We start from the raw sequence: 25332 nt of genomic DNA, 5'->3' as shown, positions 1-25332 counted from the left end.
GTGAGCAAGTCTCTGCAAGCCATTCGTGGCATGAACGACATCCTGCCGGAGCAAACGCCGTTGTGGCGCTACCTCGAGGGTACTGTCGCGCGCCTGCTGGATAACTACGGTTACAAGCAGATCCGCATGCCGATCGTCGAGTTCACCGAGCTGTTCAAACGCTCCATCGGTGAAGTGACCGACATCGTCGAAAAAGAGATGTACACCTTTGAAGACCGTAACGGCGACTCCCTGACCTTGCGTCCGGAAGGTACTGCCGCGTGCGTGCGCGCCGTGCTTGAGCATGGCCTCACCGGTGCTGGCCAGCCGCAGAAACTGTGGTACATCGGCCCGATGTTCCGTCACGAACGTCCACAGAAAGGCCGTTATCGCCAGTTTCATCAGATCGGCCTGGAAGTATTCAACATCGACGGCCCGGACATCGACGCGGAGCTGATCGTGCTGACGTGGCGCCTATGGGGCCTGCTGGGCATCCGCGACGCGGTCAAGCTTGAGCTCAACAGCCTGGGCACCAGTGAATCCCGCGGCCGCTATAAAGTGGCCCTGGTCGAGTACCTGTCCGCCCACCTGGACAAGTTGGATGAAGACAGCCAGCGTCGTCTGAAGACCAACCCGTTGCGCGTCCTCGATACCAAGAACGCCGACACCCAGGCCGTGCTGGTCAATGCGCCGAAAATGGCCGATTACCTGGACGACGAATCCCGCATTCACTTCGAAGGCCTCAAGGCTCGTCTGGACGCGGCCGGCATTCCGTTCGTGATCAATACCAAGCTGGTGCGTGGCCTCGATTACTACAGCAAGACCGTGTTCGAGTGGGTCACCGACAAGCTCGGCGCCCAGGGCACCGTGTGTGCGGGTGGCCGTTACGACGGGCTGGTCGAGCAGATGGGCGGCAAGCCGACCACCGGCGTGGGCTTCGCCATGGGGATCGAGCGGCTGATCCTGCTGCTGGAAACCCTGGAGAAGGTTCCGGAAGAAATCTCCCGTCAGGTGGACGTGTACCTGTGTGCCTTTGGCGAGGCCGCCGAACTGGCCGCCCTGGCCCTGAGCGAAAAAGTACGTGACCAGTTGCCAAACCTGCGCCTTCAGGTCAATGCCGGCGCAGGCAGCTTCAAGAGCCAGTTCAAGAAGGCCGACAAGAGCGGTGCACTGTACGCACTGATCCTGGGCGATGACGAGCTGGCCCAGCAAGTGATAGGTTTCAAACCCCTGCGTGGCCAGGGCGAGCAACAGAACATTGCCTTTGATGCGCTCGCTGCGCACTTGGCCACCTGCGTCGTGCAGGGTTGAAGCTGTCGAACAGCCGAATTTAGCGATTAAGGAGTATTGGGGTGTCGAGTACTGATGATGAGCAGTTGGCCGAGTTCAAGGACTGGTGGCAGCGTAACGGCAAGCCCCTGGTTACTGGCGGTCTGCTGGCTTTAGTGGTGGTGTTCGGCTGGCAAGCCTGGACAAAGTATCAGGCCAACCAGTCCCAGGGCGCCTCGATCGTTTATCAGCAATTGCTGGAAACTACACTGACGCCGGACGGCAAGCCCGACCCCGCGCAGGTTGCAGACCTGGCCGGCAAGCTGAAGAACGAATTCGGCGGCAGCACCTACGCCCAATACGGCAGCCTGTTCGTCGCGAAAGTCGCGGTCGATACCGGCAAGCTGGATGACGCCGCCGCAGAACTCAAGGCCATCGCCGACAAGCCGACCAACCCGACCCTGGGTGAAATCGCGCGTCAGCGCCTGGCCCAGGTATTGGCGGCACAGAACAAGGCTGACGAAGCACTCAAACTGCTCGACGGCGATGCGGACAAGGCATTTGTAGCCACTCGCGAAGAGCTCAAGGGCGACCTGTTGGTCCAATTGGGTCGTACCGACGAAGCCAATGCTGCGTACAAGAAAGCCAAGGCGGCGCTGTCTGATGAAGCGGCAGTCGGTGGCTTACAAATCAAGCTGGACGACCTGGCCAAAGGGGATGCATGACGTGATCCGTTGGAAACATGCAGCATTGCTGGCTCTGGCCGTTCTGGCCGCGGGTTGCAGCAGCAACAGTAAAAAAGAACTGCCTCCGGCCGAGCTGACCAGCTTCAAGGAAGAAGTCGTCCTGCAAAAGCAATGGAGCCGCTCCATCGGTGACGGCCAGGGCGAGACCTACAATATGCTGGTGCCGGCAATCGACGGTGACAACATTGTGGCCGCTGACGTAACCGGCGTGGTGATCTCCATGGATCGCATGAACGGCGACGTGAAGTGGAAGAAAGACCTTGAATTGCCGGTGTCCGGCGCCGTAGGCGTGGGTTACGGCATGGTCATGCTCGGCACGCTCAAGGGCGAAGTCGTGGCGCTGGACTCCAGCACCGGTGAAGAGAAATGGCGCGCTCGCGTGACCAGTGAAGTCCTCGCACCGCCTGCCACCAACGGCGATATCGTCGTGGTGCAAACCCAGGATGACCGTGTGATCGGCCTGGACGCCAGCACCGGCGAACAGCGTTGGTTGTACGACAGCACCCCGGCGGTGCTGACCTTGCGCGGTACCAGTGGTCCGGTTGTGACCAACAATCTGGCCGTTGCAGGCCTGTCGACCGGTAAAGTAGTCGCCCTGGACACCAGGAACGGCGTGCCTGCCTGGGAAACCCGTGTGGCCATCCCCCAAGGTCGTTCCGAGCTGGATCGCGTAGTGGACATCGACGGTGGCTTGCTGCTGTCGGGCGAAACCCTCTACGTCGCCACTTATCAAGGCCGCGTTGCCGCGCTGGACCTGCAGAGCGGCCGTGTCAACTGGCAGCGCGATGCTTCCAGTTATGCGGGTGTCGCCCAAGGGTTTGGCAGCGTCTACGTAAGCCTGGCGTCCGGCACCGTTGAAAGTGTCGACGAGCGTTCCACCACTGCACTGTGGAGCAATGACTCCCTGGCCCGTCGTCAACTGTCGGCTCCGGAAGTGTTCTCCAGCTATGTAGCGGTCGGCGACTTCGAAGGCTACCTGCACCTGCTGAGCCAGGTGGATGGTCGTTTTGTAGGTCGTGAGCGTATCGACAGCGACGGTCTGCGTGCTCGTCCGCTGGTGGTGGGCAACATGCTTTATGTGTTTGGCAACAGCGGCAAGCTGGAAGCCCTGACCATCAAGTAAGAACTATGCTTGGGGGTAACCCCTCAAGCAGCTTCACCTGTAGGAGCGAGCTTGCTCGCGAAAATCGTTAACGATAACGCGTGCTGTCTGAATAAACGCGGTGCCATTGCGTTTTTCGCGAGCAAGCTCGCTCCTACAGTCGAGCACCAGCCGCTGCCTTGCAGCGGCTTTTGTATTTTCTGAAATAACGAAGTGGAGAGCCGCATGGTTCCCGTAATCGCCCTGGTGGGCCGACCTAACGTCGGCAAGTCCACCTTGTTCAACCGCCTGACCAGGACTCGTGACGCCATTGTCGGCGACTTGTCCGGTCTGACCCGTGATCGCCAATACGGTGAGGCAAAGTGGCAAGGGCGCTCCTACATTATTGTCGACACCGGTGGTATCTCCGGTGATGAGCATGGCATGGACGAAAAGATGGCCGAGCAGTCCCTGCTGGCCATTGAAGAAGCCGATGTCGTGTTGTTCCTGGTGGACGCCCGCGCGGGCTACACCGCTGCCGACCAGATGATTGGCGAGCACCTGCGCAAGCGCAACAAGCGTTCCTATCTGGTCGCCAACAAGATCGACAACATCGATCCTGAGGCGGCCCGTGCCGAATTCAGCCCGATGGGGCTTGGCGACGCGATCCCGGTCGCCGGTGCCCACGGTCGCGGCATCACCCAGATGCTGGAAGTCGCCCTGCGCGACTTCCCTAAGGATGACGCCGAGGAAGAAGAAGGCGAAGAAGAGATCGTTGCCGAAGGCGAGGAAGCCAAGCGCATTCCTGGCCCAAGCGAAAAAGACGGTATCAAGATTGCGATCATCGGTCGCCCGAACGTGGGCAAGTCGACCCTGGTCAACCGCATGCTCGGTGAAGACCGGGTAATCGTCTACGACCAGCCCGGCACCACCCGCGACAGCATCTACATCCCGTTCGAGCGTAACGACGAGAAGTACACGCTGATCGACACCGCCGGTGTGCGCAAACGCGGCAAGATCCACGAGGAAGTTGAAAAGTTCTCCGTGGTGAAAACCCTGCAGGCGATCAAAGACGCCAACGTGGTGATCTTCGTGATGGACGCCCGCGAAGGCGTGGTGGACCACGACCTCAACCTGCTGGGTTTTGCCCTCGAAGCCGGTCGTGCCCTGGTCATCGCGATCAACAAGTGGGACGGCATGACGCCGAGCGAGCGCGATTTCGTCAAGATCGAGCTGCAGCGCCGCCTGTTCTTCGTCGAGTTCGCCGATATCCACTTTATCTCGGCCCTGCACGGCACGGGTGTGGGTAACCTCTACGCTTCCGTACAGAACTCGTTCAAGTCCGCCGTTACCCGTTGGCCGACCAACCGTCTGACCCAGATCCTCGAAGACGCCGTTGGCGAGCACGCACCGCCGATGGTCAACAACCGCCGGATCAAACTGCGTTACGCCCACTTGGGTGGTGCCAACCCGCCGATTATCGTGATCCACGGTAACCAGATCGAGAAGGTGCCCAAGTCCTACGTGCGTTACCTGGAAAACACCTACCGCCGTGTCCTGAAACTGGTCGGTACGCCGATCCGTATCGAGTTCAAGGGTGGCGAGAACCCGTACGAAGGCAACAAGAACACATTGACTGACCGGCAGGTGAACAAGAAGCGTCGTTTGATGACTCACCACAAGAAGGCTGACAAGAAGCGCAGGGATAAAAAGTAGCAGCTGCAAGTTGTAAGCTACAAGCTGCAAGCTAAAGCGGGTTTGCTTGCGGCTTGAAGCTTACAGCTTGTAGCTCAAACCGCCAGGCACAAAAAAGGGCTCTGAATGAGCCCTTTTTTGTGCCTGGCGGTTTGCCCCTTGACCTGCTTGCAGCTTGCAGCTTAAAACTTGCAGCTCACCCGAAGGGGGCTCCCATGATCACCAGCAAGCTGCCAAATGTCGGCACGACTATTTTCACTACCATGTCGCAACTCGCTGCCGAAACCGGCGCGCTCAACCTGTCCCAGGGGTTTCCCGACTTCAATGGGCCTCAGGCTTTGCTCGATGCCGTGGGCAAACATGTCGCCAGCGGGCACAACCAATATTCACCGATGACCGGCCTGCCGGCCTTGCGCCAGCAAGTGGCGGCCAAGATCGCCCGCAGCTATGGCGCCACGGTGAATGCCGACAGTGAAGTGACCATCACCCCTGGCGCCACCGCCGCGATCTTCTGCGCGATCCAGGCGGTGATTCGCACTGGCGATGAGGTCATTGTGTTCGACCCCTGCTACGACAGCTATGAGCCCTCAGTCGAACTGGCCGGTGGCCGCTGCGTGCATGTGCAACTGAGCCTGCAAGGCTTTGCATTGGACTTCGAGAGGATCAAGGCCGCGCTGTCGCCACGTACGCGCATGATCATCCTCAATACTCCGCACAACCCAACCGGCGCGCTGATCAGCCGCGCCGAGCTGGACCAGTTGGCCGAACTGATCCGCGACCGCGATATCTACCTGGTCAGCGACGAGGTCTACGAACACCTGGTATTCGACGGCGTGCCCCACGTCAGCGTGCTGGCCCATGAAGAGCTGTACCCGCGAGCGTTCGTGGTCAGCTCCTTCGGCAAGACCTACCACGTCACCGGCTGGAAAACCGGCTACGTGGTCGCGCCACCGGCCCTGACGGCCGAACTGCGCAAGGTGCATCAATACGTCAATTTCTGTGGCGTGACCCCGTTGCAGTTCGCGTTGGCCGATTTCATGGCCGAACACCCGGAGCACGTCGATGAACTGCCGGGGTTCTACCAGGCCAAGCGCGACCTGTTCTGCGACCTGCTGGCACCGTCGCGTTTCAGCTTTAGCCGGGTGGCCGGTACCTACTTCCAGTTGGTCGATTACTCACAAATACGCCCGGACCTGGATGACGTCGCCATGTCCCTGTGGATGACCCGCGAGCATGGCGTGGCGACCATCCCGGTCTCGGTGTTCTACCAGAGCCCACCGCAAGGCCAGCGCCTGGTGCGCCTGTGTTTTGCCAAGCGCGAGGAGACGCTGCGACAAGCGGCTGAAAAACTATGCGTGATCTGACGGCATTGCCTGACTTGAATATCGCCCTGGTCCAAACCACCCTGGCCTGGCACGACCGCCAGGCCAACCTCGAGCATTTCGAGGGGCTGCTGGAGCAGGCCCGCGGTGCCGACCTGATCGTGCTGCCGGAAATGTTCACCACCGGTTTCTCCATGGCGTCGCAAACCCTCGCCGAGCCGGAAAACGGCCCGACCCATCAGTGGCTCCAGGCCCAGGCTGCGAAGTACAACGCCGTGATCACCGGCAGCGTGATCATCCAGGCCGCTGATGGCAGCCACCGCAACCGCCTGTTGTGGGCGCGGCCGGATGGCGAGGTGTTGCACTACGACAAGCGTCATCTGTTTCGTATGGCCGGTGAACACAATCACTACACCCCCGGCGAGCGCCAGGTGCAGTTCGAATTAAAAGGCTGGCGTGTTCGGCCGCTGATTTGCTACGACCTGCGCTTCCCGGTGTGGAGTCGGGATGCCCAGGACACTGACTTGCTGCTGTACACCGCCAATTGGCCGGGGGCGCGGCGCCAGCATTGGAACCGCTTGTTGCCGGCGCGGGCTATCGAGAACCTGTGCTACGTAGCGGCGGTGAATCGAGTGGGCACCGACGGCAAGGGCTTTGCCTACACCGGTGATAGCCAGGTGCTGGATTTCCAGGGTGAGAGCCTGCTGAGTGCGGGGGAGGCGAACGGGGTGTTCCAGGTGTGCCTGGACGCGGCTGAACTGGCGGCGTACCGCACCAGGTTTCCGGCGAACCTGGATGCCGATAGCTTTCAGTTTGTCTGACAGGCCGTTATCGGGGGCAACCCAAATCTGAAACTCAATAAAAAAGGCCCCTGGGTTCTCACCCAGGGGCCTTCTGTATGACGGCGAAGGTTACGCCGCTTTCGCTTCCTGCTGGCTCAACGAGCGGTTCAGCGCACTGAACAGTGCCTTGAAGCTCGCCGTGGTGATGTTTTCATCAATACCCACGCCATGCACCGGGCGTTCACCGTTCACACGCAGCTCGATATAGGCCGCGGCCTTGGCGTTGGTGCCCGCGCCGATGGCATGTTCGTTGTAGTCCATGATCTCCACCCCAATCGGCAGGCCGGCTACCAGGGCTTCCAGTGCGCCGTTGCCTTTGCCTTTCCAGTGCAGGTTGGTTTCGCCCTGGCCCTTGCCCGAGACTTCCACTTCGACAAAGCTGTTGCCGTTTTCTTCCTGCAGGCGATGGCTGACCAGCGCGTACGGAGTGTTGGCTTGCAGGTATTCACGCTGCAGCAACGCGTAGATCTGCGGTGCGGTCATCTCCAGGCCCACACGGTCGGTTTCGGCCTGGACCACCTGGCTGAATTCGATCTGCATGCGGCGCGGCAAGCTGATGTCGTATTCCTGCTCCAGCAGGTAGGCGATGCCGCCTTTGCCCGACTGGCTGTTCACCCGAATCACCGCCTCGTAGCTGCGACCGATATCGGCCGGATCGATCGGCAAGTACGGCACTTCCCACAGCGCATCCTCTTTCTGCTGGGAGAAGCCTTTGCGGATCGCGTCCTGGTGAGAACCGGAGAAGGCGGTGTGCACCAGATCGCCGACGTACGGATGACGTGGGTGTACCTGGATCTGGTTGCACTCCTCGACGACTTTACGCACGCCGTCGATGTCGGAGAAGTCCAGCTGCGGGTCGAGGCCCTGGGTGTACATGTTCAAGGCCACGGTGACGAGGTCGACGTTACCGGTACGCTCGCCGTTACCGAACAGGCAACCCTCGACACGGTCCGCGCCGGCCATCAGGCCCAGCTCGGTGGCGGCTACGCCGGTGCCGCGGTCGTTGTGGGTGTGCAGGCTGATGATCACGCTGTCGCGACGGTTGATATGGCGACCGAACCACTCGATCTGGTCGGCATAGATGTTCGGCGTCGCGCACTCGACGGTGGCTGGCAGGTTGAGGATCATCTTGTGCTCAGGCGTCGGGTTCCAGACCTCGATCACGGCATCGCAGACTTCCTTGGCGAACTCCAGTTCGGTAGCGCTGAAAGTCTCCGGCGAGTACTCGAAGGTCCACTGGGTTTCCGGCTGCTGGGCGGCGTACTTGACGAACAGCTTGGCCGCGTTGACCGCGATGGCCTTGATGCCGTCCTTGTCCTGGTTGAACACGATGCGGCGGAACGACGGCGATGTGGCGTTGTACAGGTGCACGATGGCCTTTTTGGCGCCGCGCAGGGATTCGAAGGTGCGTGCGATCAAGTCTTCACGGCCCTGGGTCAGCACCTGGATGGTGGTGTCCTCGGGGATGTGGTTGTCTTCGATCAGGGTACGCACGAAGTCGAAGTCGGTTTGCGATGCGGCAGGGAACGACGCCTCGATTTCCTTCACGCCGACCGCGACCAGGGTCTTCCAGAAGCGCAGCTTTTTCACCGCGTCCATCGGCTCGATCAGCGACTGGTTGCCATCACGCAGGTCGGAACTGCACCAGATCGGCGCGGTGGTGATGGTTTTGGAAGGCCAGGTGCGGTCCGGGATATCGATGGTCGGAAACGCGCGGTACTTCGAAGACGGGTCTTTGAGCATGCTCATCGGGAAATCCTTTGTTGTAGGGGCCGAGAAAAGGCGGCCTGCCGTAGAACTGTTTTTAGGGATAAAACGTAAAGACGAGGCAGATCGATTCAGCCTGGCAGTCGTGCGCTGACGAGGCACAGGCTGCGGTGCTGGCGAAGCTGGATGAGGGTGTGAGAGGTTTTCATGGATTTAACCCTACCCGGGGGGGATAGGAGATGGCAAGCGCTCAAGAAAAATTGATAGAAAATCTACGGTTTCGCATTTTTGTAGTTTTTTATTGTTTGTTTTGTGGTTTTTTGTGGTTTTTATTTTGCTCATCTTCGTGGGTGCGCAATGGGCGGTTGCCGTACGGCGACGTTAGCGCCGGTACGGCATCCTGGGTTGCCTGCTACGGTAGTCGTAGATCATCAACGTTTTGCTTGAATTCAATATCCGGTTGTAAATCGGCGAAACTTGGGGAGGTAGTGTCTTTCGCGGCTGGGGGGATCGCCAAGCTTTTTGCGCCCTGGGGAGCCTCGATAATCGAGATTCCGACCCCTTTGTTCAACTCGGCAACCCCTGGAACACCGGCGGCCGTATTCATGTGCACGTTGCCAACCAACGCCACCCATTTCTCCCCCGGTGGTGTCTTCCCAATGATTTTTGTCGCGTAGTAATTGAAGTCTGACAAGCGCTCTTGGACGTAGCCTTGGTTACCAGCCCTGGCCGCGAAGTTATCGCTATGGGCTGTGAGGTAAGGATGCTCGAGCCCTATGACCTTAATGCCGTGTTTGTCGGCTTCCTGAATGAGGTCATACGGGGTCGGACTGTTTGGTGCATAGGTTGAGTAATCGTAAGGGCGGGGATAGGCATATCTCGCATCCTGAGGTTGATAGGCGCCGGCGCCGAACACTGGAGAGCCCTCGAAGTACGGGGCATTTTCGAGATAAATCGTTGTGACTCCGTTTGCTTTTAAGTTCGCCATGTTTTCAATGATGAACTTGTAGCCCCCTGGCTCGTCGTGAAGTTCGCCTATGACCAGGCCATTTACATCGGCTGGCGCCAAGGTCGATTTAATCAGTTGGGCCGACGTCGCATTGTCAGGGATGGCTGGAATGGCAGGCCGTGCCGGCAGTTGCCCCGCACTCATGCGGGCAAAGAAGTCCTGCACGTCACGCCTGAACCAACGCCTCAGTTGCCCGGTGGTGGCCGCGTTCCCGTCGAAGTCTCTGGCCGCTTGGCCACTGAGCACGCGATCCATATATTCGTCGCCCGGTGGTGAAGTTCGTCCTCTGTGCCTCTTGGCGCCGGGCAACTCACTCAGGCGCCATTCCCCTGTCCCGGTTGATTCCATGAACGCCACATTCTTGTAGATGCTGGGGGCATCCGACGGCACTTTGGGATCGATAATACTGACCCGCCCATGCCTGGCGTTGAACACAGAATAAATCTGGTAGGGGCGGTTGATTCCGGTGCTGTCGGTATAGCGGATGTAACAGTTTTCTCCCACTTGATAAATGCCATTGGCGTCTGGTCTGACGCCTCTAAGCGTGTCTTCAGGGACGGAATAGGCGCTCAGGTCTCGCGGTGGCGTAACGGATTGCGCGACGGGGCTGGGGATTGCCTGGGACGCCCTGATGCCCGCGCTGGTCGAAGGGACGGCAGGCGGGACAGGCGCGCCGGGCGGGGGCGTTCCCTGGGTGAGCAGCGACCTTGCGACGGGAGCGGCGGNACGGGCGTTCCCGCCGCGCGAAACACCGGACGCAAAGGCGTGCTCGGCACATGGGGCAGGCCTGATGCAAGCGCGGTGAAGTCGGCGAAAAGGTTGACCCGGCCGCCGCGTGTGAGCAGTCCACCTGGCAAGTGCCGGGCATTGCCCTGGATGGTTTTCAGTGCCGCTCGGCCGAGCCGACTGCCCACCTTTACCCCGGTAGAAATGCCCTTGCCGATGACTGGTATGAAGTCCAGAAACAGGCTGCCCACCTCCACGCCAAACATGATCTTGTTACGCGTCGATTCGGCGTTCACTTCTGCGCTGCTGGTTGACTGGAAGTCGGCTTTATCGATTAGCAAGCGCGTCTGTTGAGTGAACAATTCATCGTGGATGTCTGTTTCCATCGGCTTTAGGGTTATGGAACCAGCGAGGCGTTTTCTTCCTTTGTCAAGAACCTCGGCGGCTGCAAGAAGGTCGGTGCCCCCACTGGTGACGACTCGGCGCGCAGCGTCCACGGATTGCTGAAAATCGTCCTTTTCCGTTGGCGATTTTCTGCTCTGGGTATAGGCCTGCCATTCTTTCTTCTCCAGCAGCGTCGTCAATGCGTCCAGGTTGGGCAGTTCCCTGAACGCCAGTCCGTCGGGGGCTCCGGGGCTGTAGAGCACCACAGAAGCGTCGGTTTGATTGCCGATGACCATCACGCCGCGAACCGGTAGGCCCAGCTGGAGCAGGGTGTTGGCAACAATCGTTTGTCCATCCACCTTCGCACGCTGGGCCGGATCCGGATGATCCAGAACCGCGTTGATCCACTGTACGCCCCGCTTCAAGGTCTTGTCGGTGCTGGCATCGGCTTGGAACCCACCGGGGTTGAGTTGTGCCAGGAAGGCTTCTTTCACCATCAAGTCGGCATTGCTGGCTTTCCACGCCTTGTGTAAATCAGCAGCCGGCCCCGATGCGGCATCCGGCGCCATGCGCGTCTCCAGCAGCTTGGTGTATTCGCCACCCACATCTGCGGTGTAGACCAGGTGCTTGAGTTGTTGTGTATCGAGGGTGATCGGCCGCCTCTGATCATCTGGAACCGGTGAGCCCTTGGTGTCTTGCAGCGCCAGGGTCATGGTGGTTTCGGTGTGCTTGTGGCTTTCGCCCATTTCCCAGTGGCTTGGGTTTTTCAGGGCCAGGTCGGACAGTGACAGATAGGTGATGGTAGTGGAGGGGGGTTGTGGAATGCCGGAGCGACCGAGGTGGAAACGCGTCTTGGTGACTACTTTAACCATCAGTTGATCGGCGTCCACATTGGCCTGGGGGTAAGCCTGTTTCAGCGCCTCATTCATTTGCGACGTGGCAAAGCTGGATAAGGACGGAATGTTTTCCAGCAGGGGGGCGAGTTGTTCAGCGCTCTTTGTCGCTTTCCCTTCCAAGTGGCTGTAGAGCAATTCTTGAGCGGGGCTGAGGTTTTTCAACCAGCCCGGCTGGCCTTTCTCGGCCAATTTCTCGTTACGCGCAAGCATGGCGTTGCTGCCGTCGACTTGTGCCGACCAGTCAGCGGCATCATCCAGGGCCGTCATGAGCGTCGGTCCCAGCGTTGATGTGGGGCTTGATGGCCGCTGCGGGGTGAATGTCCTGGCCATCAACGCATCGACTTCCGCGCCCTGGCGCTGGAGCAGCAAATTTATCCCCTCTGCCTGCACATCCCCGGCCAGGGGGGCCACGCCTAGCATCAAGTCATCCCCCGTAGGCGGCGACGCGCGGTTTTGCAGCGAAAGCGGCAGGCTTTGCCTCAACAGCTCGGCGGCCGGCCCGCCGCTGTCGAGCCGTTGCGCCAATGCTTCGCGTAACAGTGCCGGGGTTGCGAATTCCTCGAAACCTTCGCTGGGGGTATAGAGCACCACGGGGCCATTCTGGTCGTTGAGCTTAATCTCCCGACCGGTGGCAGGCCAGGTCGGGGTGGACGCTGAAGAGCCATCCTTGCTGGTGATCATGAACGCACCGGCGAAGGCTGCACCCTGTACTGTGCCGTCATCAATGGTGATGGGGTACACACCGGGCCTTGATCCGTCAGGCAGTTTACTTTCCCGTTCCTCTAGAGACGGGTAGCGCAGCGCGTTGTCGATCAACTCTTTGCTGGCCGGGCTCAGCGTGCCGTCCATCTTGCGGATGGCTGCCAAGGTCGACAGTTGCTGTTTGTGGACCCATAACAGTTGGTCCTGTGGCGAGGGCGAGTTCGCTGAAAGCTGGGGCGTGGTCCAGTATTCCCGAAGCGTCTGAGCGTACTCGGTGGCAATGCTCCTGGCGATGGTGTGCAGCGAGGCGGTGGGCTGGAGGACATTGACTGCCTCATCGGGCGCTGGCCGGGTCACAAATTCGGTCCTGACCCCCGGTGTCTCGAATAGCTGTTTGCTCGGGTTGGCATAGATTTCCCGAATCGCACGGCTCAAGGCAGTCATTATCGGCTCGGAGGATTTCAACTGTTCTACGCCGTTGTTTGACGTATAGCTATTGAACGAAACCTTGTCCGGGTCGAGGGGATTCAGTTGAGGAAACGCCTGTGCCAGCCGTGTCTGCAAAAAGTTTTTGAAATCAGGACGCTGGCGTTGCTCTGAGGCCATCTCGTCCATGAGGCTGGAGTACTGTTCATTCAGTAGCTGCAGATCGCCGATCTTGAAGTGATTCGAGAGAGGGCTGCGGATGGCAGTGGCGGGGTTTATGCCCGATGAGTAAGGGGCGGAGAGGCTGGCGAGTCCCCGTATGGACGAACGAGACCTGGCGGGGGCGGGTTGTGGGCCTGGGCTGTCGTTCTGGGCTGTTGGCGTAGATGATGCAGGGCGAGAAGGTGGAATAACGGTTTGGGGTTGCGCGGGCCTGAAGTCAGAGATATGCATTAAGGAAACTCCACAAGACTTGCTTTATGTGTCCTTGTGAGCGAATTGTCCTCCCTGGGATTCGATGTGTGGGTGGCAAGTCAAGCGATGACGGTTCCTTCGAAAATAGGCGGGAATGGCGACGCACTGTGTCGAAATCGGCGCCATGGTTGTTGAAAGAGGGCGGTCGTCAGTGACCGGTCTATACGTGGGTTTGAACGTCCAGACCGGGCTGAATGCGCTGCCGCGTATCAGGGCTGGAAGGCGCCGATAAATATCGCAGGATCGACCCGTGCGTCATTGAGGCTGATATTCCAATGCATATGCGGCCCGGTCGCACGGCCCGTCGAGCCGACCTTGCCCACCACCGTACCGCGCACCAGTTGATCGCCGACTTTTACATCGATCTTCGACATATGGCAGAACATGCTGATAAAACCCTGGCCGTGGTCGACAAACACGGTATTGCCATTGAAGAAGTAGTTGCCGGTCAGAATCACCTTACCGTTCGCCGGCGTCTTGATCGGTGTACCGGCCGGCACGGCAAAGTCCAGGCCCGAATGAGGATTGCGCTCTTCATCGTTGAAGAAACGGCGTACGCCAAACTTGCTCGACAGCGGCCCGTTCACCGGTTTGTCCAGCACCAGGTTGCTCGGCAGGTTCGGGCTGAAACTGCGATAGGCCTTGAGCTGCACGGCCAACTCGCCCTCGATGCGCTTGAGCTGCGCCGGGTCGGGGTTGACCTGGCTTTTGTTCTTCAGGGTGATGCGCTGTTCCGGGTATTTCTTGTAGCCGACGATAAACGGCAGGCTGCGCCCGCCGCTGCTGATGCGCTCGTTGCCCGGCTTGACCGTCAGCGGGATGCCGACAATCGCCAGCCAGTTGTCCTGCTCCTTCACCACCAGCACGGGTTTGCCCTGGTACGTGGCTTTCGGCGCGGTAGCCGAAGGGCCGAGTTCAACCACCGCAACGCCGCCGGGCACCGGCTTGTTCAAGGTACGGCTGATATAGCTATCGGCATGAGCGTTAACGGCGAGGCATAGCAGCAACAACACACTAAAGAAACGTGGCATCAATCAATCCAATAACGAAAGGGTGACGGGGGTCAGGTGGTTATCTTCCACTCGCACCTGCAATTGGCCTTCACCGAGGCGTGCGGTGAGGCGCTGGCCGGTGTGGGTCTGCGCGGCGTTGCGGATGGCCTGGCCACGCTCGTCGAGCAAAATGCTGTAGCCACGGCCCAAGGTTGCCAGCGGGCTGACTACGTGCAACGTCTGCACCTGGCTTTGCAGTTGCAGGCGACGCGCCTTGAGGCCTTCGCGCATGGCGCGGGGCAGGCGTTCGGCAAGGCTGTCCAGGCGCTGGCGCAGCAGGGCCAACTGGCGCCCCGGATGCTGGCCGGCGAGGCGGGTTTCCAGGCGGATCAGGCGTTCGCGGCGGGTATTGAGGCTGCGCTCGAAGGCGCGGCGCAGGCGCATATCCAGGTCATCCAGGCGCTGGGCCTGCTGGCGCAGACGTTCGCCGGGGTGCCGCAGGCGCCGGGCCATGCCTTCCAGGCGCAGGCGGTCGTGGGTCAGGCGATTGCGCATCAGCATCACCAGGCGGCGGTGCAGGCTTTCGACCTGGCGCACCAGGTTGCCGGCGTCGGGGGCCAGCAACTCAGCGGCCGCCGAAGGTGTGGGCGCGCGTACGTCGGCAACGAAATCGCTGATGGACACATCGGTTTCATGGCCGACGGCACTGACGATTGGCGTCACGCAAGCATCCACTGCCCGCGCCACGGCTTCTTCGTTGAAGCACCAGAGGTCTTCCAGCGAACCGCCGCCACGGGCTAGGATCAGCGCGTCAAAGCCACGGGCATCCGCCAGCTTCAGCGCGCGCACAATCTGCGGGATCGCTTCGCGGCCTTGTACGGCGGTGGGGATCAACGTTAATTGCACTTGGGGCGCGCGACGACGGAACACGCTGATGATGTCGCGGATCACCGCACCGGTGGGCGAACTGATAATGCCGATGCGGCGCGGGTGCGCGGGCAGCGGCACCTTGCGTTCGGCACTGAACAGGCCCTCGGCGCTGAGTTTTTCCTTCAGGGCATCGAAGGCCAGGCGCAGCGCGCCATCCCCGGCGGGTTCGACGGTATCGAGGATCAACTGGTAGTCGCCACGGCCCTCGAACAGCGAGACCTTGCCGCGTACCTTCACCGCCAGGCCATCCTTCAACGCCTGGCGGACCCGCGCGGCGTTATTGCGAAACAGCGCACAACGCACCTGGGCGCCACTGTCCTTGAGGGTGAAGTACACATGGCCGGAGGCCGGGCGGGCGAGGTTGGAGATCTCGCCTTCGACCCAGATATTGGTGAACACGTCTTCCAGCAACACCCGCGCGCGGCCGTTGAGCTGGCTGACAGTCAGGACTTCGCGGTCCAGGCCCAAGCGGGCAAAGGGATCTTTAATCATGGACGGCAGTTTATAGGCATTCGTGCAGGGTTTGACAGAACTGCTCCACCAACGCGCTCGGTGACTGCTGGCAGGCCAGGGCGACGGTGCTCAGGCAGTCCGGGTCGGCCAGGGGCAAAAAGTGCACGTTGGCGGGGGCGATGTCCTGCATGGACTTTGGCAGCAAGGCTATACCGAAACCGGCCTGGATCAACTGCAACTGGGTGGTTTTGCGTGACATCACTCGCGCGGCCTTGGGGAAAAATCCCGCACGCATGCACAGTTCGGCCGACAGATAACTCAGGCCGCCACGCTGGGGATGGGGGATCGAGATAAACGCCTGGTCTTTCAGTTGCTCCAGTTCGATGGGCGCCTGGCTGCGTGCCAGCGCATGACTCGCAGGCACGGCCAGCAGCAGGGGTTCGCTGTATAAAGGCATGACCCGTACACCTTCGCGCTGGCGCAGCACGGGTAAACGCAGCACCCCGACTTCCAGGCGACCGTCGGCGATTTCTTCCAGCTGCGCTTCGGAGGACAGTTTGCCGATATCCATCGACACCCCAGGGCAGCGCTCCAGCCAGGTGCCGATGCCTTGCAGTAAAGGCCCGCTCATCGGCACGGTGCTCGAATGGCTGAGGCGCAGTGTGCCCAATTCGCCGTTGCCCACTTGGGTCGCCATCTGGCTGGCCTTGAGCAATTCGCCCAGCAGGTTGCGCGCCCGTGGATAGAAGGCTTCACCGGCGGCAGTCAGCCGCGGCTGGCGCGCGGTGCGTTCGAACAGCGGGGTTCGCAGTTGGTTTTCCAGCTCCTTGATCTGCCGGCTCAGGGCCGATTGCGCCACGAACAAACGTTCGGCGGCGGCACTGAAGCTGCCGCTGTCGGCGATTTCGACGAAGTAACGCAGTTGGCGGGTGGAGATCACACGTCATGCCTTTTCGAGATGGGTGGAGGGCTTTGAAGATATTAGTCGCATCCCTTACCGATGGCTAAAGTGATGGTCATCTCCAATAAGGAATTACCCATGAGCCCGGTTGAGCTGATGAGTCAGTGGTCGTTTGGTGGTATGGATTGGCTGGTGATCGGCCTGGGCGTGGTGGTGGCCTATATCGTGTTCGGCATCGCCGGTTTTGGCACGGCGCTGGTGGCGGGGCCGATCCTGATTGTGTTTATACCGCTGTCGAAGATCATCCCGCTGCTGGTGCTGCTGGATTTCGTCGCGGCCTTCGGCGGCCTGCTGCAAACGCGCCGGGACGTGAACAAGCCGGAGCTGCTGCGATTGCTGCCGTGCATGGCGATTGGCTGCACCCTGGGCGTGGTGTTTCTGCTCAACCTGCATTCGGACCTGTTGCTGCTGCTGATGGGGCTGTTTATCAGCGCCTATGCGATCTACAGCCTGGCGGTGAAAACCCGGCCAACGCAGCTGGCCGCTGGCTGGTCGATCCCCATGGGCACCGTAGGCGGGTTGTTCGGTGCGTTGTTCGGCAGTGGTGGCTTTTTATATGCAATCTACCTCAACAGCCGCTTGCCCAAGGACGCGGCGCGCGCCACCCAAAGCGCGCTGATCAGTTGCAGCACGGTGGTGCGCCTGAGCCTGTTCCTGATCGCCGGGGTGTATGCTGACTGGCCGCTGTTGATGTTGGCGCTGTGCCTGCTGCCGGCGATGGCCCTGGGGCTGTGGTGTGGGCGCAGGCTGACCATGCGCATGTCCCGTGAGGCCTTCGTCCGGCTGGTGACGTGGTTGGTGCTGGCCAGTGGCATTGCGTTGATTGGGCGGTACTTGAGCACTTGACCTGATTTCTTCAGGGATTAAGCTGCCGTCCTCCCGGGCCTCATCGCGGGCTTGTCCGCGATGAGGCCAGAAGCCACGCCGCAGGTCTCCCATGAATTCCCAAAGCATCCTTGTCCCGAAAATCTCCACCTTGCCCGTCCACGAACCCCGCGCCCGGGCGATCGTGCGGTGGCTGGTGCGCAAGAACATCATCAAGGAAGAACTGACCACCTGTGGCCGCACCGGCAACCGCATGGCCTATGCCCTGGCCGACGGCGCCCGCGCCGTGGTGCTGCACCCCGAGGCGTTGCCGTTCAACGAGCCGGTCAACGGCCTGGAGATCATCTACAAGCGCTGCATCTATACCCCGGCCAAGGGCTTTCTCGAAGAAGCCGGCTGCCCGGAATGCCTCAAGGAAGTCGGCGAGGCGCTGTTCGAAAGCCTGGAAGACTGGATGCCCGGCCACACCGACAACTTCACCTGCCCGCTGTGTGGGCATGAAGATGACATCAACGGTTTTCTGTTCCTGCAGGCGTGCGGGTTTTCCAACCTGGGGTTCATCTTCAACAACTGGGCGGAGGCGGGGTTCAAGCAGAGCTTTATCGACGAATTCGCCGATTGGCTGGACCAGAAGATCAGCTGGGTCAAAGTCGAGCTGTAGTCCTTCTATCACTATTCCCAAATATGTCAGAGTTTTACATTGAGACCTGGGGGGTGTCTGAGTATAATGGCGCGCTTCCATTTTCCCGCTCGGGAGCCCCCGCGATGCTGCGTATCAGCCAAGAAGCTCTGACATTCGACGACATTCTCCTAGTGCCCGGTTATTCCGAGGTGCTTCCTAACGAAGTCAGTCTCAAGACCCGCCTAACCCGTGGCATCGAGCTGAATATTCCCCTGGTTTCCGCTGCCATGGACACCGTCACCGAAGCCCGTCTGGCCATTGCCATGGCTCAGGAAGGCGGCATCGGCATCATCCACAAGAACATGACCATCGAGCAGCAAGCTGCCGAAGTGCGCAAGGTCAAGCGTTACGAAGCCGGTGTGGTGAAGGATCCGATCACCATCGAAGCCGACGCTACCGTGCGTGACCTGTTCGACCTGACTCGCCTGCACAACATCTCCGGCGTTCCGGTACTGCACGATGGCGACCTGGTCGGCATCGTCACTTCCCGTGACGTGCGTTTCGAGAACCGTCTTGAAGTCACCGTCCGCGAAGTGATGACGCCTAAAGAGCGCCTCGTGACTGTCAAGGAAGGCGCCGACAAGAACGACGTGCGCGAACTGCTGCACAAGCACCGCATCGAGCGCGTGCTGATCGTCGACGACAAATTCGCCCTCAAAGGGATGATGACCGTCAACGACATCGAAAAAGCCAAGGCTTACCCGCTGGCCAGCAAGGATGACCAAGGTCGTCTGCGCGTCGGCGCTGCGGTCGGTACCGGCAAAGACACTGGCGACCGCGTGGCGGCCCTGGTGGCTGCCGGCGTTGACGTGGTAGTGGTCGACACTGCCCACGGCCACTCCAAAGGCGTGATCGACCGCGTGCGTTGGGTCAAGCAGAACTTCCCTGAGGTGCAGGTGATCGGCGGCAATATTGCCACCGGCGCTGCCGCCAAGGCCCTGGCCGAAGCCGGTGCCGATGCGGTCAAGGTCGGTATCGGCCCTGGCTCGATCTGCACCACGCGTATCGTTGCCGGTGTGGGCGTGCCGCAAATCAGCGCCATCGCCAACGTCGCCGCGGCCCTTGAAGGCACTGGCGTACCGTTGATCGCCGACGGCGGCATCCGTTTCTCCGGTGACCTGTCCAAGGCCATCGTTGCCGGTGCTTCCTGCGTGATGATGGGCTCGATGTTCGCCGGTACCGAAGAAGCGCCGGGCGAGATCGAACTGTTCCAGGGCCGTTCCTACAAGGCTTACCGCGGCATGGGTTCGCTGGGCGCCATGTCCCAGGCTCAAGGCTCGTCCGACCGTTACTTCCAGGACTCCTCGGCAGGCGCCGAGAAGCTCGTGCCGGAAGGCATCGAAGGCCGTGTGCCGTACAAGGGCACCCTGAGCGCCATCATCCATCAACTGATGGGCGGCCTGCGTTCCTCGATGGGCTACACCGGCAGCGCCGACATCGAAGAAATGCGCACCAAGCCAGAGTTCGTACGGATCACCGGCGCAGGCATGGCTGAATCCCATGTCCACGACGTGCAGATCACCAAGGAAGCGCCAAACTACCGCGTAGGTTGAGGCTTCCAGCAAAATGTTAAGTAACCGGGGCTGTTCTTCAGCCCCGAGTTGTTTCTGATTCATTAGACGAGACTGACTTCATGGCCCTCGACATTCACGCCCACCGCATCCTGATCCTCGACTTCGGTTCCCAGTACACCCAACTGATCGCCCGCCGCGTGCGTGAAATCGGCGTGTACTGCGAACTGCACCCGTTCGACATGGATGACGAAGCGATCCGCGAATTCGCACCGAAAGGCGTCATCCTCGCCGGTGGCCCCGAGTCCGTGCACGAAGCCAACAGCCCGCGTTGCCCGCAAGCCGTGTTCGACCTGGGCGTGCCGGTCTTCGGAATTTGCTACGGCATGCAGACCATGGCCGAGCAACTGGGCGGCAAGGTTGAAGGTTCCGAGCTGCGTGAATTCGGTTATGCCCGTGTCGACGTGGTCGGCAAGAGCCGCCTGCTGGACGGCATCGAAGACCACATCGACGCCGATGGCCTGTTCGGCCTCGACGTATGGATGAGCCACGGTGACAAGGTCACCAGGATGCCGGAAGACTTCCACATCCTGGCCAGCACCCCGAGCTGCCCGATCGCCGGCATGTTCAGCGACGAGCGTCGTTACTACGGCGTGCAGTTCCACCCGGAAGTGACCCACACCAAGCAAGGCGGGCGCATCCTGTCGCGCTTCATCCTCGACATCTGCGAGTGTGAAGCCCTGTGGACCCCGTCGAAAATCGCTGAAGACGCGATCGCCAACGTACGCGCCCAGGTCGGCACCGACAACGTGCTGCTCGGTCTGTCCGGCGGCGTTGACTCCTCCGTGGTCGCTGCGCTGCTGCACAAGGCCATCGGCGACCAACTGACCTGCGTGTTCGTCGACAACGGCCTGCTGCGCCTGCATGAAGGCGAGCAGGTAATGGCCATGTTCGCCGAGAACATGGGCGTCAAGGTGATCCGCGCCAACGCCGAAGAGCAGTTCTTGAACAACCTGGCCGGCGAATCCGACCCGGAGAAGAAGCGCAAGATCATCGGCCGCACTTTCATCGACGTATTCGATGCCCAGTCCAACAAGCTGGACAACATCAAGTACCTCGCCCAGGGCACCATCTACCCCGACGTGATCGAGTCGGCCGGTGCCAAGAGCGGCAAGGCCCACGTGATCAAGTCCCACCACAACGTGGGTGGCCTGCCTGAGGAGATGAACCTCAAGCTGGTAGAACCACTGCGCGAACTGTTCAAGGACGAAGTCCGCCGTCTTGGCCTGGAACTGGGCCTGCCGTACGACATGGTCTACCGCCACCCATTCCCCGGCCCGGGCCTGGGCGTGCGCATCCTCGGTGAAGTGAAAAAGGAATACGCCGACCTGCTGCGCCGTGCCGACCACATCTTCATCGAAGAACTGCGCAAGGCCGACTGGTACCACAAGGTCAGCCAGGCGTTCGTGGTGTTCCAGCCGGTTAAGTCCGTAGGCGTTGTAGGCGATGGCCGTCGTTACGCCTGGGTCGTGGCCCTGCGTGCCGTGGAAACCATCGACTTCATGACCGCCCGTTGGGCACACCTGCCGTACGAACTGCTGGAAACCGTCAGCGGCCGTATCATCAATGAGATCGAAGGTATTTCGCGCGTTACTTATGACGTGTCGAGCAAGCCGCCGGCGACGATTGAGTGGGAATAAGCAAGGCGAGCCTGAATGGCCTGCGTTGAGTGAGTAAAAAACCTGGCCTCGGCCAGGTTTTTTATTGCCTGTCAGGCAGGAAGCCGACTTTGCAGGCTCATGCCCATATTGGTAAGGGCGCTGGACAGCTGTTCCAGCGTGGGGAACCGTATGTCATGCACGCCTGCCCAGGCCGGGCGGTCGATGTAAAAGCTGCCGTCGGCCAGTCGATTGATGGGGGTCGCAACGATGCCCCTGTCTCTGCTGTGGTGCCGCAGGGTGTAGTTGCCCTGGTTTTTGTCGATCAGGTACATGCCCTTGCGAAACAGCAGTCGCTGCTGTTGCTCCAGCGTCCTGTGCACCGGCGGGGCTTCCACTTGTACGCGTAGGTCGGCATTCAAGGTGTCGAAGCTGTCGCCGACGCTTTCATGACTGGGGGCGTTGTCGCGATCAATGGCGATGCCGGGGTCGATACGCACCTCGTTGCCTTGCCCCGGAAAGACCTCTTCTATACGCAGCCCGATACCTCCTTCCAGTTCACTGAGACCGGCGAATCCATTAAAGGTATTGATGTTTCTGGCCCCGGTCAGTACCAGCCATTTACCGCCGCCGTTCAGCGCTATGTCGGCTTGGATAAGGAGGTGGGCGAGGTAATTGCTCATCACCTGCTCTGAAAGATCGGCGATAGGGGTGGGGTATTTGTAATGGGCTGCGCAATCGATAGCCTGCACGCGTATGCCATTGGCCCTGGCGGTCTTGACCAGTTCCAGTTCATTGAACTGCCCGGATGGATCGGTGCCCAGCTTGCCAAGGTAGCTTTCCAGGTCCTCCGGCATCTTGCCGGTCTGGAAGTAGTGGTTCAGATCATCCTGGGCGAAGTCGTTGAGCAGGCGCCGCATATACAGGGTTTTCACGCCCTTGCGCGCGAAGAGCGGCATGTTGTTGATCAGCAGGCGGGTGCTGCTGATACGGTCCAGGGTTTCGCCGATGACGTAGCCCGGTAGGTCTTCGGGCAGGCGTTCGAGGACTTCTTCGAAGGCCGTTGTCGGTTCAAAGGTGGGGATGTCCGGACGAGGTGGCAGGCGGGTCCAGGACAGTTCCTTGTAGAAGTCTTGCGCCGATTGCAGCAGTTTGCGGTGCGTTTCGCCGAAGTAGTAGGTGAAGCGGTCAATACGGCCGAAGCGGCTGTGAACATGGGTTTCAGTGAGGCCCATTGCCCAGCGTTTCACTTCCGGGCGGGTGGATGGCGGGGTATCGAAGGGGCTGGTCACCCTGCGCAGCGAGTGGGGTGGCGTGGTCATCGCTTGTGGCGGTGGCGGGACCCGCGAGGGGGCCGGCCCCCGGGCGCTTTTGCTGGAGTTTCCCCCGCCGCCTTTCAACCCGTTGCTGTGGGGCACAGGTTCCCATTCGTTGAGTTCGTTCAGGCGCACCGGCAGCGCGCCGGAAAAGCCATGGGGGTTGTTCGGGTCGACAATCGCCCAATGCCCACGACCGTTGGGGGCGGCTTCGTAGCGCACGTAATAGGCTTGATCGTTCATCAGGATGGCTTGCTGAGGCATGCCGTCGGAGGTCCGCAGGCTATAGACCTGCTGGAATTTTCCGGGGGCGGTATCCAGGTGTTCTCCTTCCAGTATCAGGTTGGCCTGGTAGGTGGCAGGTACCGCAGGCTCAGGCACCGGCGGTGCGCTGGCGGGCGCTGTGGGCGGCGTCAACTCAATGGGCTCCACTGCGAGGGTGTCGGCCGCTTCGGCGATATCGGGCATGACCCCGTCGGCTTTCAACAGTGCCAGGTTAAACAGCGTATCGATGGCACTGAATACCGCGCCCAGCTCCCCGGCGTGGCGTTCGGCCGGGGTCTTGCCGTTGATGGCCTGGTCGATGTTCAGGCCAAGATTTGCCGCACTGGCCCCCACGACCACCAACGCCACCGGTCAGCCGACCACGGCCATCGGGCCAAAGGTTTTGCCAAAGGCGTTCAGGTAGCCGATCCAGAGTTTCTTGCGCAGGTCGCCATTGCTGCGCAGGGAAAAATCCGCGTCATTGCGCATGCGCGTCTGACTCGATTGCGCCAGCCAGGTAAAGGCATCGTCCTCGATGGCCTGGTCGGCTTGATTGATCAGGCGGTGGTCCCAGGTGCCCCAGTCGACAAACAACTGGTCGAGTTGGTGGGACAGGCCCTTGTCCACCCAGTCCGGCGGCAGGGTACCCGCCAGGGCCTGGGCGGTGCGATAGATCAGCACGGGGGTGAGCAGCATCTGTTTCCACGTCACGGCAGCGGTGTCGTCCTGCTGGATCTGCGCCGACAGCGGGAAATGGGCCATGAAGCGGGCGCGGTTATCCGGGTGGCTGGTCTGGTTCAGCAGCCAGAAATGCAGGTCGGCAGGGGTCTCGAAACAGTGGAAGGCCTGTGACTCGCCCGGTACATAAAGGATTTGCCGCCCATCGCCGTCGACGATGCGCAGGATATCCGTGGCGGTATGTCCACCGATATCCAGCGCCGCCACACGCAGCCCGCCGGCTGAAGTGGCCTTGGCCTGCAGGTTGGACAGGGTTGGGGGCCAGCACAGATTGCTGGCCAGGGCCCGAATCACCGTCTGCAACTGCGACGTGGTGAGATCCCCGGCTTGTCGTGCTTGCAGGGCCTCGGCCAGGCAGTTGACCTTGGCCAGGGTGCGAAAATCATCGAAGTGAGCGCTCCAGAATGCATCCATGCGCGTGGTGTAGCGATCGCTGAAATTGATCGCCCAGAAGTCCTTGAGCACCGCGCTGGCGGACAGCCGCACTTCGTTATGCTGATCGAATAACCGCGCCTCGGCACCCTCGCGATAAAAGCCACCATCACCGTCGAGCAGGTCGGCATTGTCCTGGTCATGTACCTCGAAGCGGTGAATGACCAGCTGCGTCAGCGTCATCGACGCCTGGGGTTTTTCGTTGTGGCTCCAGCCCGTAAACGTCGCCGGGTCACCGACACCGCCGGTGAAGCGGTGCCAGTGCACGTGATCGGGATCCAGGGTCGCCAGACCGTGTTTTGCGAGAATCTCGCGGGCGGCCTCGATGGCCATCCTCTGCATGTTCGGGCACGCATCCAGCACGATGGGCGCCAGGGCCCTGAGTTGTTGCTGAGCGGCGGGGGAGGTGTCGGCAAGCGGCATGCTGCTCTCCTTAAGGGGGAAGAGCCGAGCATGCCAAGCCGTTTAGACGGGCGATGGGTAGATAGTTAGCGCCTGGCGATATCGGAGAAGTAAAACTTATCCAACGTATGCCGCGACTCGGTGTACTCGAACTGTCGCCCGTCCTGCAAAAACGTCTGGTTGCTCACCACGATCACATGGCTTTGCCCTTCGAGGTCCAGGTGCGTCTGGTCGTCCTTGCTGCGGGGCAGGGCTTCGATGGTGCGCTGGGCGTAGCTGATCTGCAGTTGCAAGGTCTGCTCGATGAAGGCGTAGATCGACTGTTCGGCGATCGCCTGGTCCAGGCCTGGGATCAGGTCGGCGACGAAGTGGTTGATGTCGAGGATCACCCGTTTGCCGCCGATGCGCCGTACCCGTTTGATGCGTGTGATGAGGCTGCCGGGTTCGGCCTCGATGTGTTGCAACAATGGGCCTTCCAGGGGGAGCTGGGTGAATTCGACCACTTCGGTGCGTACGTCATCGCCCAGGTCGGCGTGGGTTTCGTGGAAGCTGACGATGCCGCCGAGTTGGAACTCAATCGGGTTGGGCGAGAGCACGAAGGTGCCCTTGCCGTGGATCTTTTGCGCAAACCCACGTTCCTGCAGTTGCTCGATGGCGCGACGCACGGTGCCTCGGCTGGCCTGGTAGCTGTCCATCAATTCGGTTTCGGAGGGCAGGCGCGTGCCGCGTTGCAGGCGTTCGGTGGTGATGCTGGCAAGCAGATCGGTATAGATCTGGTTGTATTTGCTCATGGATAGGGCTCTGTGCCGCGTTGGCGTTCAAGGCAGGAACCTTAGAGGCAGAGCGGGAGTTTGTCCATTAGACCCATGGATTTCTGCGGCTTGCAGTGCAGCGGTGTCCTGCAGGGAAT

General features: G+C 60.6%; 19 protein-coding genes. 10 read left to right on the top strand and 9 right to left on the bottom strand.

Going from position 1 to position 25332, the window contains the following annotated elements; genetic code table 11:
• From hisS to BFQ01_RS07860, 6 genes are all read left to right on the top strand, one after another.
• Entirely contained in the window at nucleotides 1-1290 is a 1290-nt protein-coding gene (hisS, locus tag BFQ01_RS07885) for a histidine--tRNA ligase (RefSeq protein ID WP_065924865.1), read from the top strand.
• Nucleotides 1291-1331: 41 nt separating this feature from the next.
• Nucleotides 1332-1973 carry a YfgM family protein gene (locus BFQ01_RS07880; RefSeq protein ID WP_027605420.1) on the top strand — a complete coding sequence of 214 codons (642 nt, stop codon included), beginning with the start codon at nucleotides 1332-1334 and terminating at the stop codon, nucleotides 1971-1973.
• On the top strand, nucleotides 1966-3117 hold the full coding sequence (bamB, locus tag BFQ01_RS07875; RefSeq protein ID WP_065924864.1) for an outer membrane protein assembly factor BamB: 1152 nt from the start codon (nucleotides 1966-1968) through the stop codon (nucleotides 3115-3117). Before BFQ01_RS07880 ends, bamB begins: the two co-directional genes overlap by 8 nt.
• A 204-nt stretch (nucleotides 3118-3321) precedes the next feature.
• The gene (der, locus tag BFQ01_RS07870; protein ID WP_065924863.1) at nucleotides 3322-4791 is read left to right on the top strand and encodes a ribosome biogenesis GTPase Der; all 1470 of its coding nucleotides are present in this window, start codon (nucleotides 3322-3324) and stop codon (nucleotides 4789-4791) included.
• A 194-nt stretch (nucleotides 4792-4985) separates the two neighbouring features.
• Nucleotides 4986-6134 (top strand): pyridoxal phosphate-dependent aminotransferase, encoded by a 1149-nt coding sequence (locus BFQ01_RS07865; protein WP_065924862.1) that lies wholly within the window; start codon nucleotides 4986-4988, stop codon nucleotides 6132-6134.
• Nucleotides 6122-6913, top strand: coding sequence for an amidohydrolase (locus BFQ01_RS07860; RefSeq protein WP_065924861.1), 792 nt, complete (start codon nucleotides 6122-6124; stop codon nucleotides 6911-6913). Before BFQ01_RS07865 ends, BFQ01_RS07860 begins: the two co-directional genes overlap by 13 nt.
• A gap of 90 nt (nucleotides 6914-7003) precedes the next feature.
• On the opposite strand, the gene leuA is transcribed toward BFQ01_RS07860, so the two are convergent.
• From leuA to BFQ01_RS07830, 6 genes are all read right to left on the bottom strand, one after another.
• On the bottom strand, nucleotides 7004-8683 hold the full coding sequence (gene leuA, locus BFQ01_RS07855) for a 2-isopropylmalate synthase (protein ID WP_027605424.1): 1680 nt from the start codon (nucleotides 8681-8683) through the stop codon (nucleotides 7004-7006).
• Nucleotides 8684-9053: 370 nt separating this feature from the next.
• Nucleotides 9054-10154, bottom strand: a complete 1101-nt coding sequence (locus tag BFQ01_RS07850; RefSeq protein WP_065924860.1) for a membrane-targeted effector domain-containing toxin — start codon at nucleotides 10152-10154, stop codon at nucleotides 9054-9056.
• Nucleotides 10155-10219: 65 nt separating this feature from the next.
• Nucleotides 10220-12973, bottom strand: coding sequence for a dermonecrotic toxin domain-containing protein (locus BFQ01_RS33285; RefSeq protein ID WP_065924859.1), 2754 nt, complete (start codon nucleotides 12971-12973; stop codon nucleotides 10220-10222).
• Nucleotides 12974-13467: 494 nt separating this feature from the next.
• Nucleotides 13468-14289, bottom strand: a complete 822-nt coding sequence (locus BFQ01_RS07840; protein ID WP_065924858.1) for a M23 family metallopeptidase — start codon at nucleotides 14287-14289, stop codon at nucleotides 13468-13470.
• Nucleotides 14290-14292: 3 nt separating this feature from the next.
• Nucleotides 14293-15672, bottom strand: coding sequence for an exodeoxyribonuclease VII large subunit (xseA, locus tag BFQ01_RS07835; RefSeq protein WP_065924857.1), 1380 nt, complete (start codon nucleotides 15670-15672; stop codon nucleotides 14293-14295).
• Between the two features lie 10 nt (nucleotides 15673-15682).
• Nucleotides 15683-16573: a LysR family transcriptional regulator gene (locus BFQ01_RS07830; RefSeq protein WP_065924856.1), complete on the bottom strand. Its 891-nt coding sequence runs from the start codon at nucleotides 16571-16573 to the stop codon at nucleotides 15683-15685.
• A 99-nt stretch (nucleotides 16574-16672) separates the two neighbouring features.
• Here BFQ01_RS07830 and BFQ01_RS07825 point away from each other — a divergent pair, with 99 nt between their 5' ends.
• The 4 genes from BFQ01_RS07825 to guaA all read left to right on the top strand — a co-directional run bounded on the left by BFQ01_RS07825 (nucleotide 16673) and on the right by guaA (nucleotide 21312).
• Nucleotides 16673-17440, top strand: a complete 768-nt coding sequence (locus BFQ01_RS07825) for a sulfite exporter TauE/SafE family protein (protein WP_065924855.1) — start codon at nucleotides 16673-16675, stop codon at nucleotides 17438-17440.
• Between the two features lie 91 nt (nucleotides 17441-17531).
• Nucleotides 17532-18080, top strand: a complete 549-nt coding sequence (locus BFQ01_RS07820) for a sugar ABC transporter ATPase (RefSeq protein ID WP_065924854.1) — start codon at nucleotides 17532-17534, stop codon at nucleotides 18078-18080.
• 104 nt (nucleotides 18081-18184) lie between these two features.
• Nucleotides 18185-19654, top strand: coding sequence for an IMP dehydrogenase (gene guaB, locus BFQ01_RS07815; protein WP_017478674.1), 1470 nt, complete (start codon nucleotides 18185-18187; stop codon nucleotides 19652-19654).
• 80 nt (nucleotides 19655-19734) lie between these two features.
• Nucleotides 19735-21312, top strand: a complete 1578-nt coding sequence (gene guaA / locus BFQ01_RS07810; RefSeq protein WP_027605430.1) for a glutamine-hydrolyzing GMP synthase — start codon at nucleotides 19735-19737, stop codon at nucleotides 21310-21312.
• 71 nt (nucleotides 21313-21383) lie between these two features.
• Here the strand turns inward: guaA and BFQ01_RS31240 are convergent, their stop codons facing one another.
• The 3 genes from BFQ01_RS31240 to treR all read right to left on the bottom strand — a co-directional run bounded on the left by BFQ01_RS31240 (nucleotide 21384) and on the right by treR (nucleotide 25213).
• Nucleotides 21384-23219, bottom strand: a complete 1836-nt coding sequence (locus BFQ01_RS31240) for a membrane-targeted effector domain-containing toxin (RefSeq protein ID WP_083244855.1) — start codon at nucleotides 23217-23219, stop codon at nucleotides 21384-21386.
• A 3-nt stretch (nucleotides 23220-23222) separates the two neighbouring features.
• Nucleotides 23223-24443 (bottom strand): dermonecrotic toxin domain-containing protein, encoded by a 1221-nt coding sequence (locus tag BFQ01_RS31235; protein WP_083244854.1) that lies wholly within the window; start codon nucleotides 24441-24443, stop codon nucleotides 23223-23225.
• 65 nt (nucleotides 24444-24508) lie between these two features.
• Nucleotides 24509-25213: a trehalose operon repressor gene (gene treR / locus BFQ01_RS07800; protein WP_027605432.1), complete on the bottom strand. Its 705-nt coding sequence runs from the start codon at nucleotides 25211-25213 to the stop codon at nucleotides 24509-24511.
• Nucleotides 25214-25332: the final 119 nt, after the last annotated feature.

The sequence above is a fragment of the Pseudomonas sp. 8 R 14 genome (genome assembly GCF_900005955.1).
GTDB classification, from domain to species: domain Bacteria; phylum Pseudomonadota; class Gammaproteobacteria; order Pseudomonadales; family Pseudomonadaceae; genus Aquipseudomonas; species Aquipseudomonas marginalis.
Note: the sequence above shows the minus strand (reverse complement) of the source record. Positions and strands in the feature narration are given on the sequence as shown.

Coding starts and splice junctions, on each gene's coding strand:
- bamB (WP_065924864.1), top strand. CDS start 1,966: ATGCATGACGTGATCCGTTGGAAACATGCAGCATTGCTGGCTCTGGCC.
- der (WP_065924863.1), top strand. CDS start 3,322: ATGGTTCCCGTAATCGCCCTGGTGGGCCGACCTAACGTCGGCAAGTCC.
- BFQ01_RS07865 (WP_065924862.1), top strand. CDS start 4,986: ATGATCACCAGCAAGCTGCCAAATGTCGGCACGACTATTTTCACTACC.
- BFQ01_RS07860 (WP_065924861.1), top strand. CDS start 6,122: ATGCGTGATCTGACGGCATTGCCTGACTTGAATATCGCCCTGGTCCAA.
- leuA (WP_027605424.1), bottom strand. CDS start 8,683: ATGAGCATGCTCAAAGACCCGTCTTCGAAGTACCGCGCGTTTCCGACC.
- BFQ01_RS07840 (WP_065924858.1), bottom strand. CDS start 14,289: ATGCCACGTTTCTTTAGTGTGTTGTTGCTGCTATGCCTCGCCGTTAAC.
- xseA (WP_065924857.1), bottom strand. CDS start 15,672: ATGATTAAAGATCCCTTTGCCCGCTTGGGCCTGGACCGCGAAGTCCTG.
- BFQ01_RS07825 (WP_065924855.1), top strand. CDS start 16,673: ATGAGCCCGGTTGAGCTGATGAGTCAGTGGTCGTTTGGTGGTATGGAT.
- BFQ01_RS07820 (WP_065924854.1), top strand. CDS start 17,532: ATGAATTCCCAAAGCATCCTTGTCCCGAAAATCTCCACCTTGCCCGTC.
- guaB (WP_017478674.1), top strand. CDS start 18,185: ATGCTGCGTATCAGCCAAGAAGCTCTGACATTCGACGACATTCTCCTA.
- guaA (WP_027605430.1), top strand. CDS start 19,735: ATGGCCCTCGACATTCACGCCCACCGCATCCTGATCCTCGACTTCGGT.
- BFQ01_RS31235 (WP_083244854.1), bottom strand. CDS start 24,443: ATGCCGCTTGCCGACACCTCCCCCGCCGCTCAGCAACAACTCAGGGCC.
- treR (WP_027605432.1), bottom strand. CDS start 25,213: ATGAGCAAATACAACCAGATCTATACCGATCTGCTTGCCAGCATCACC.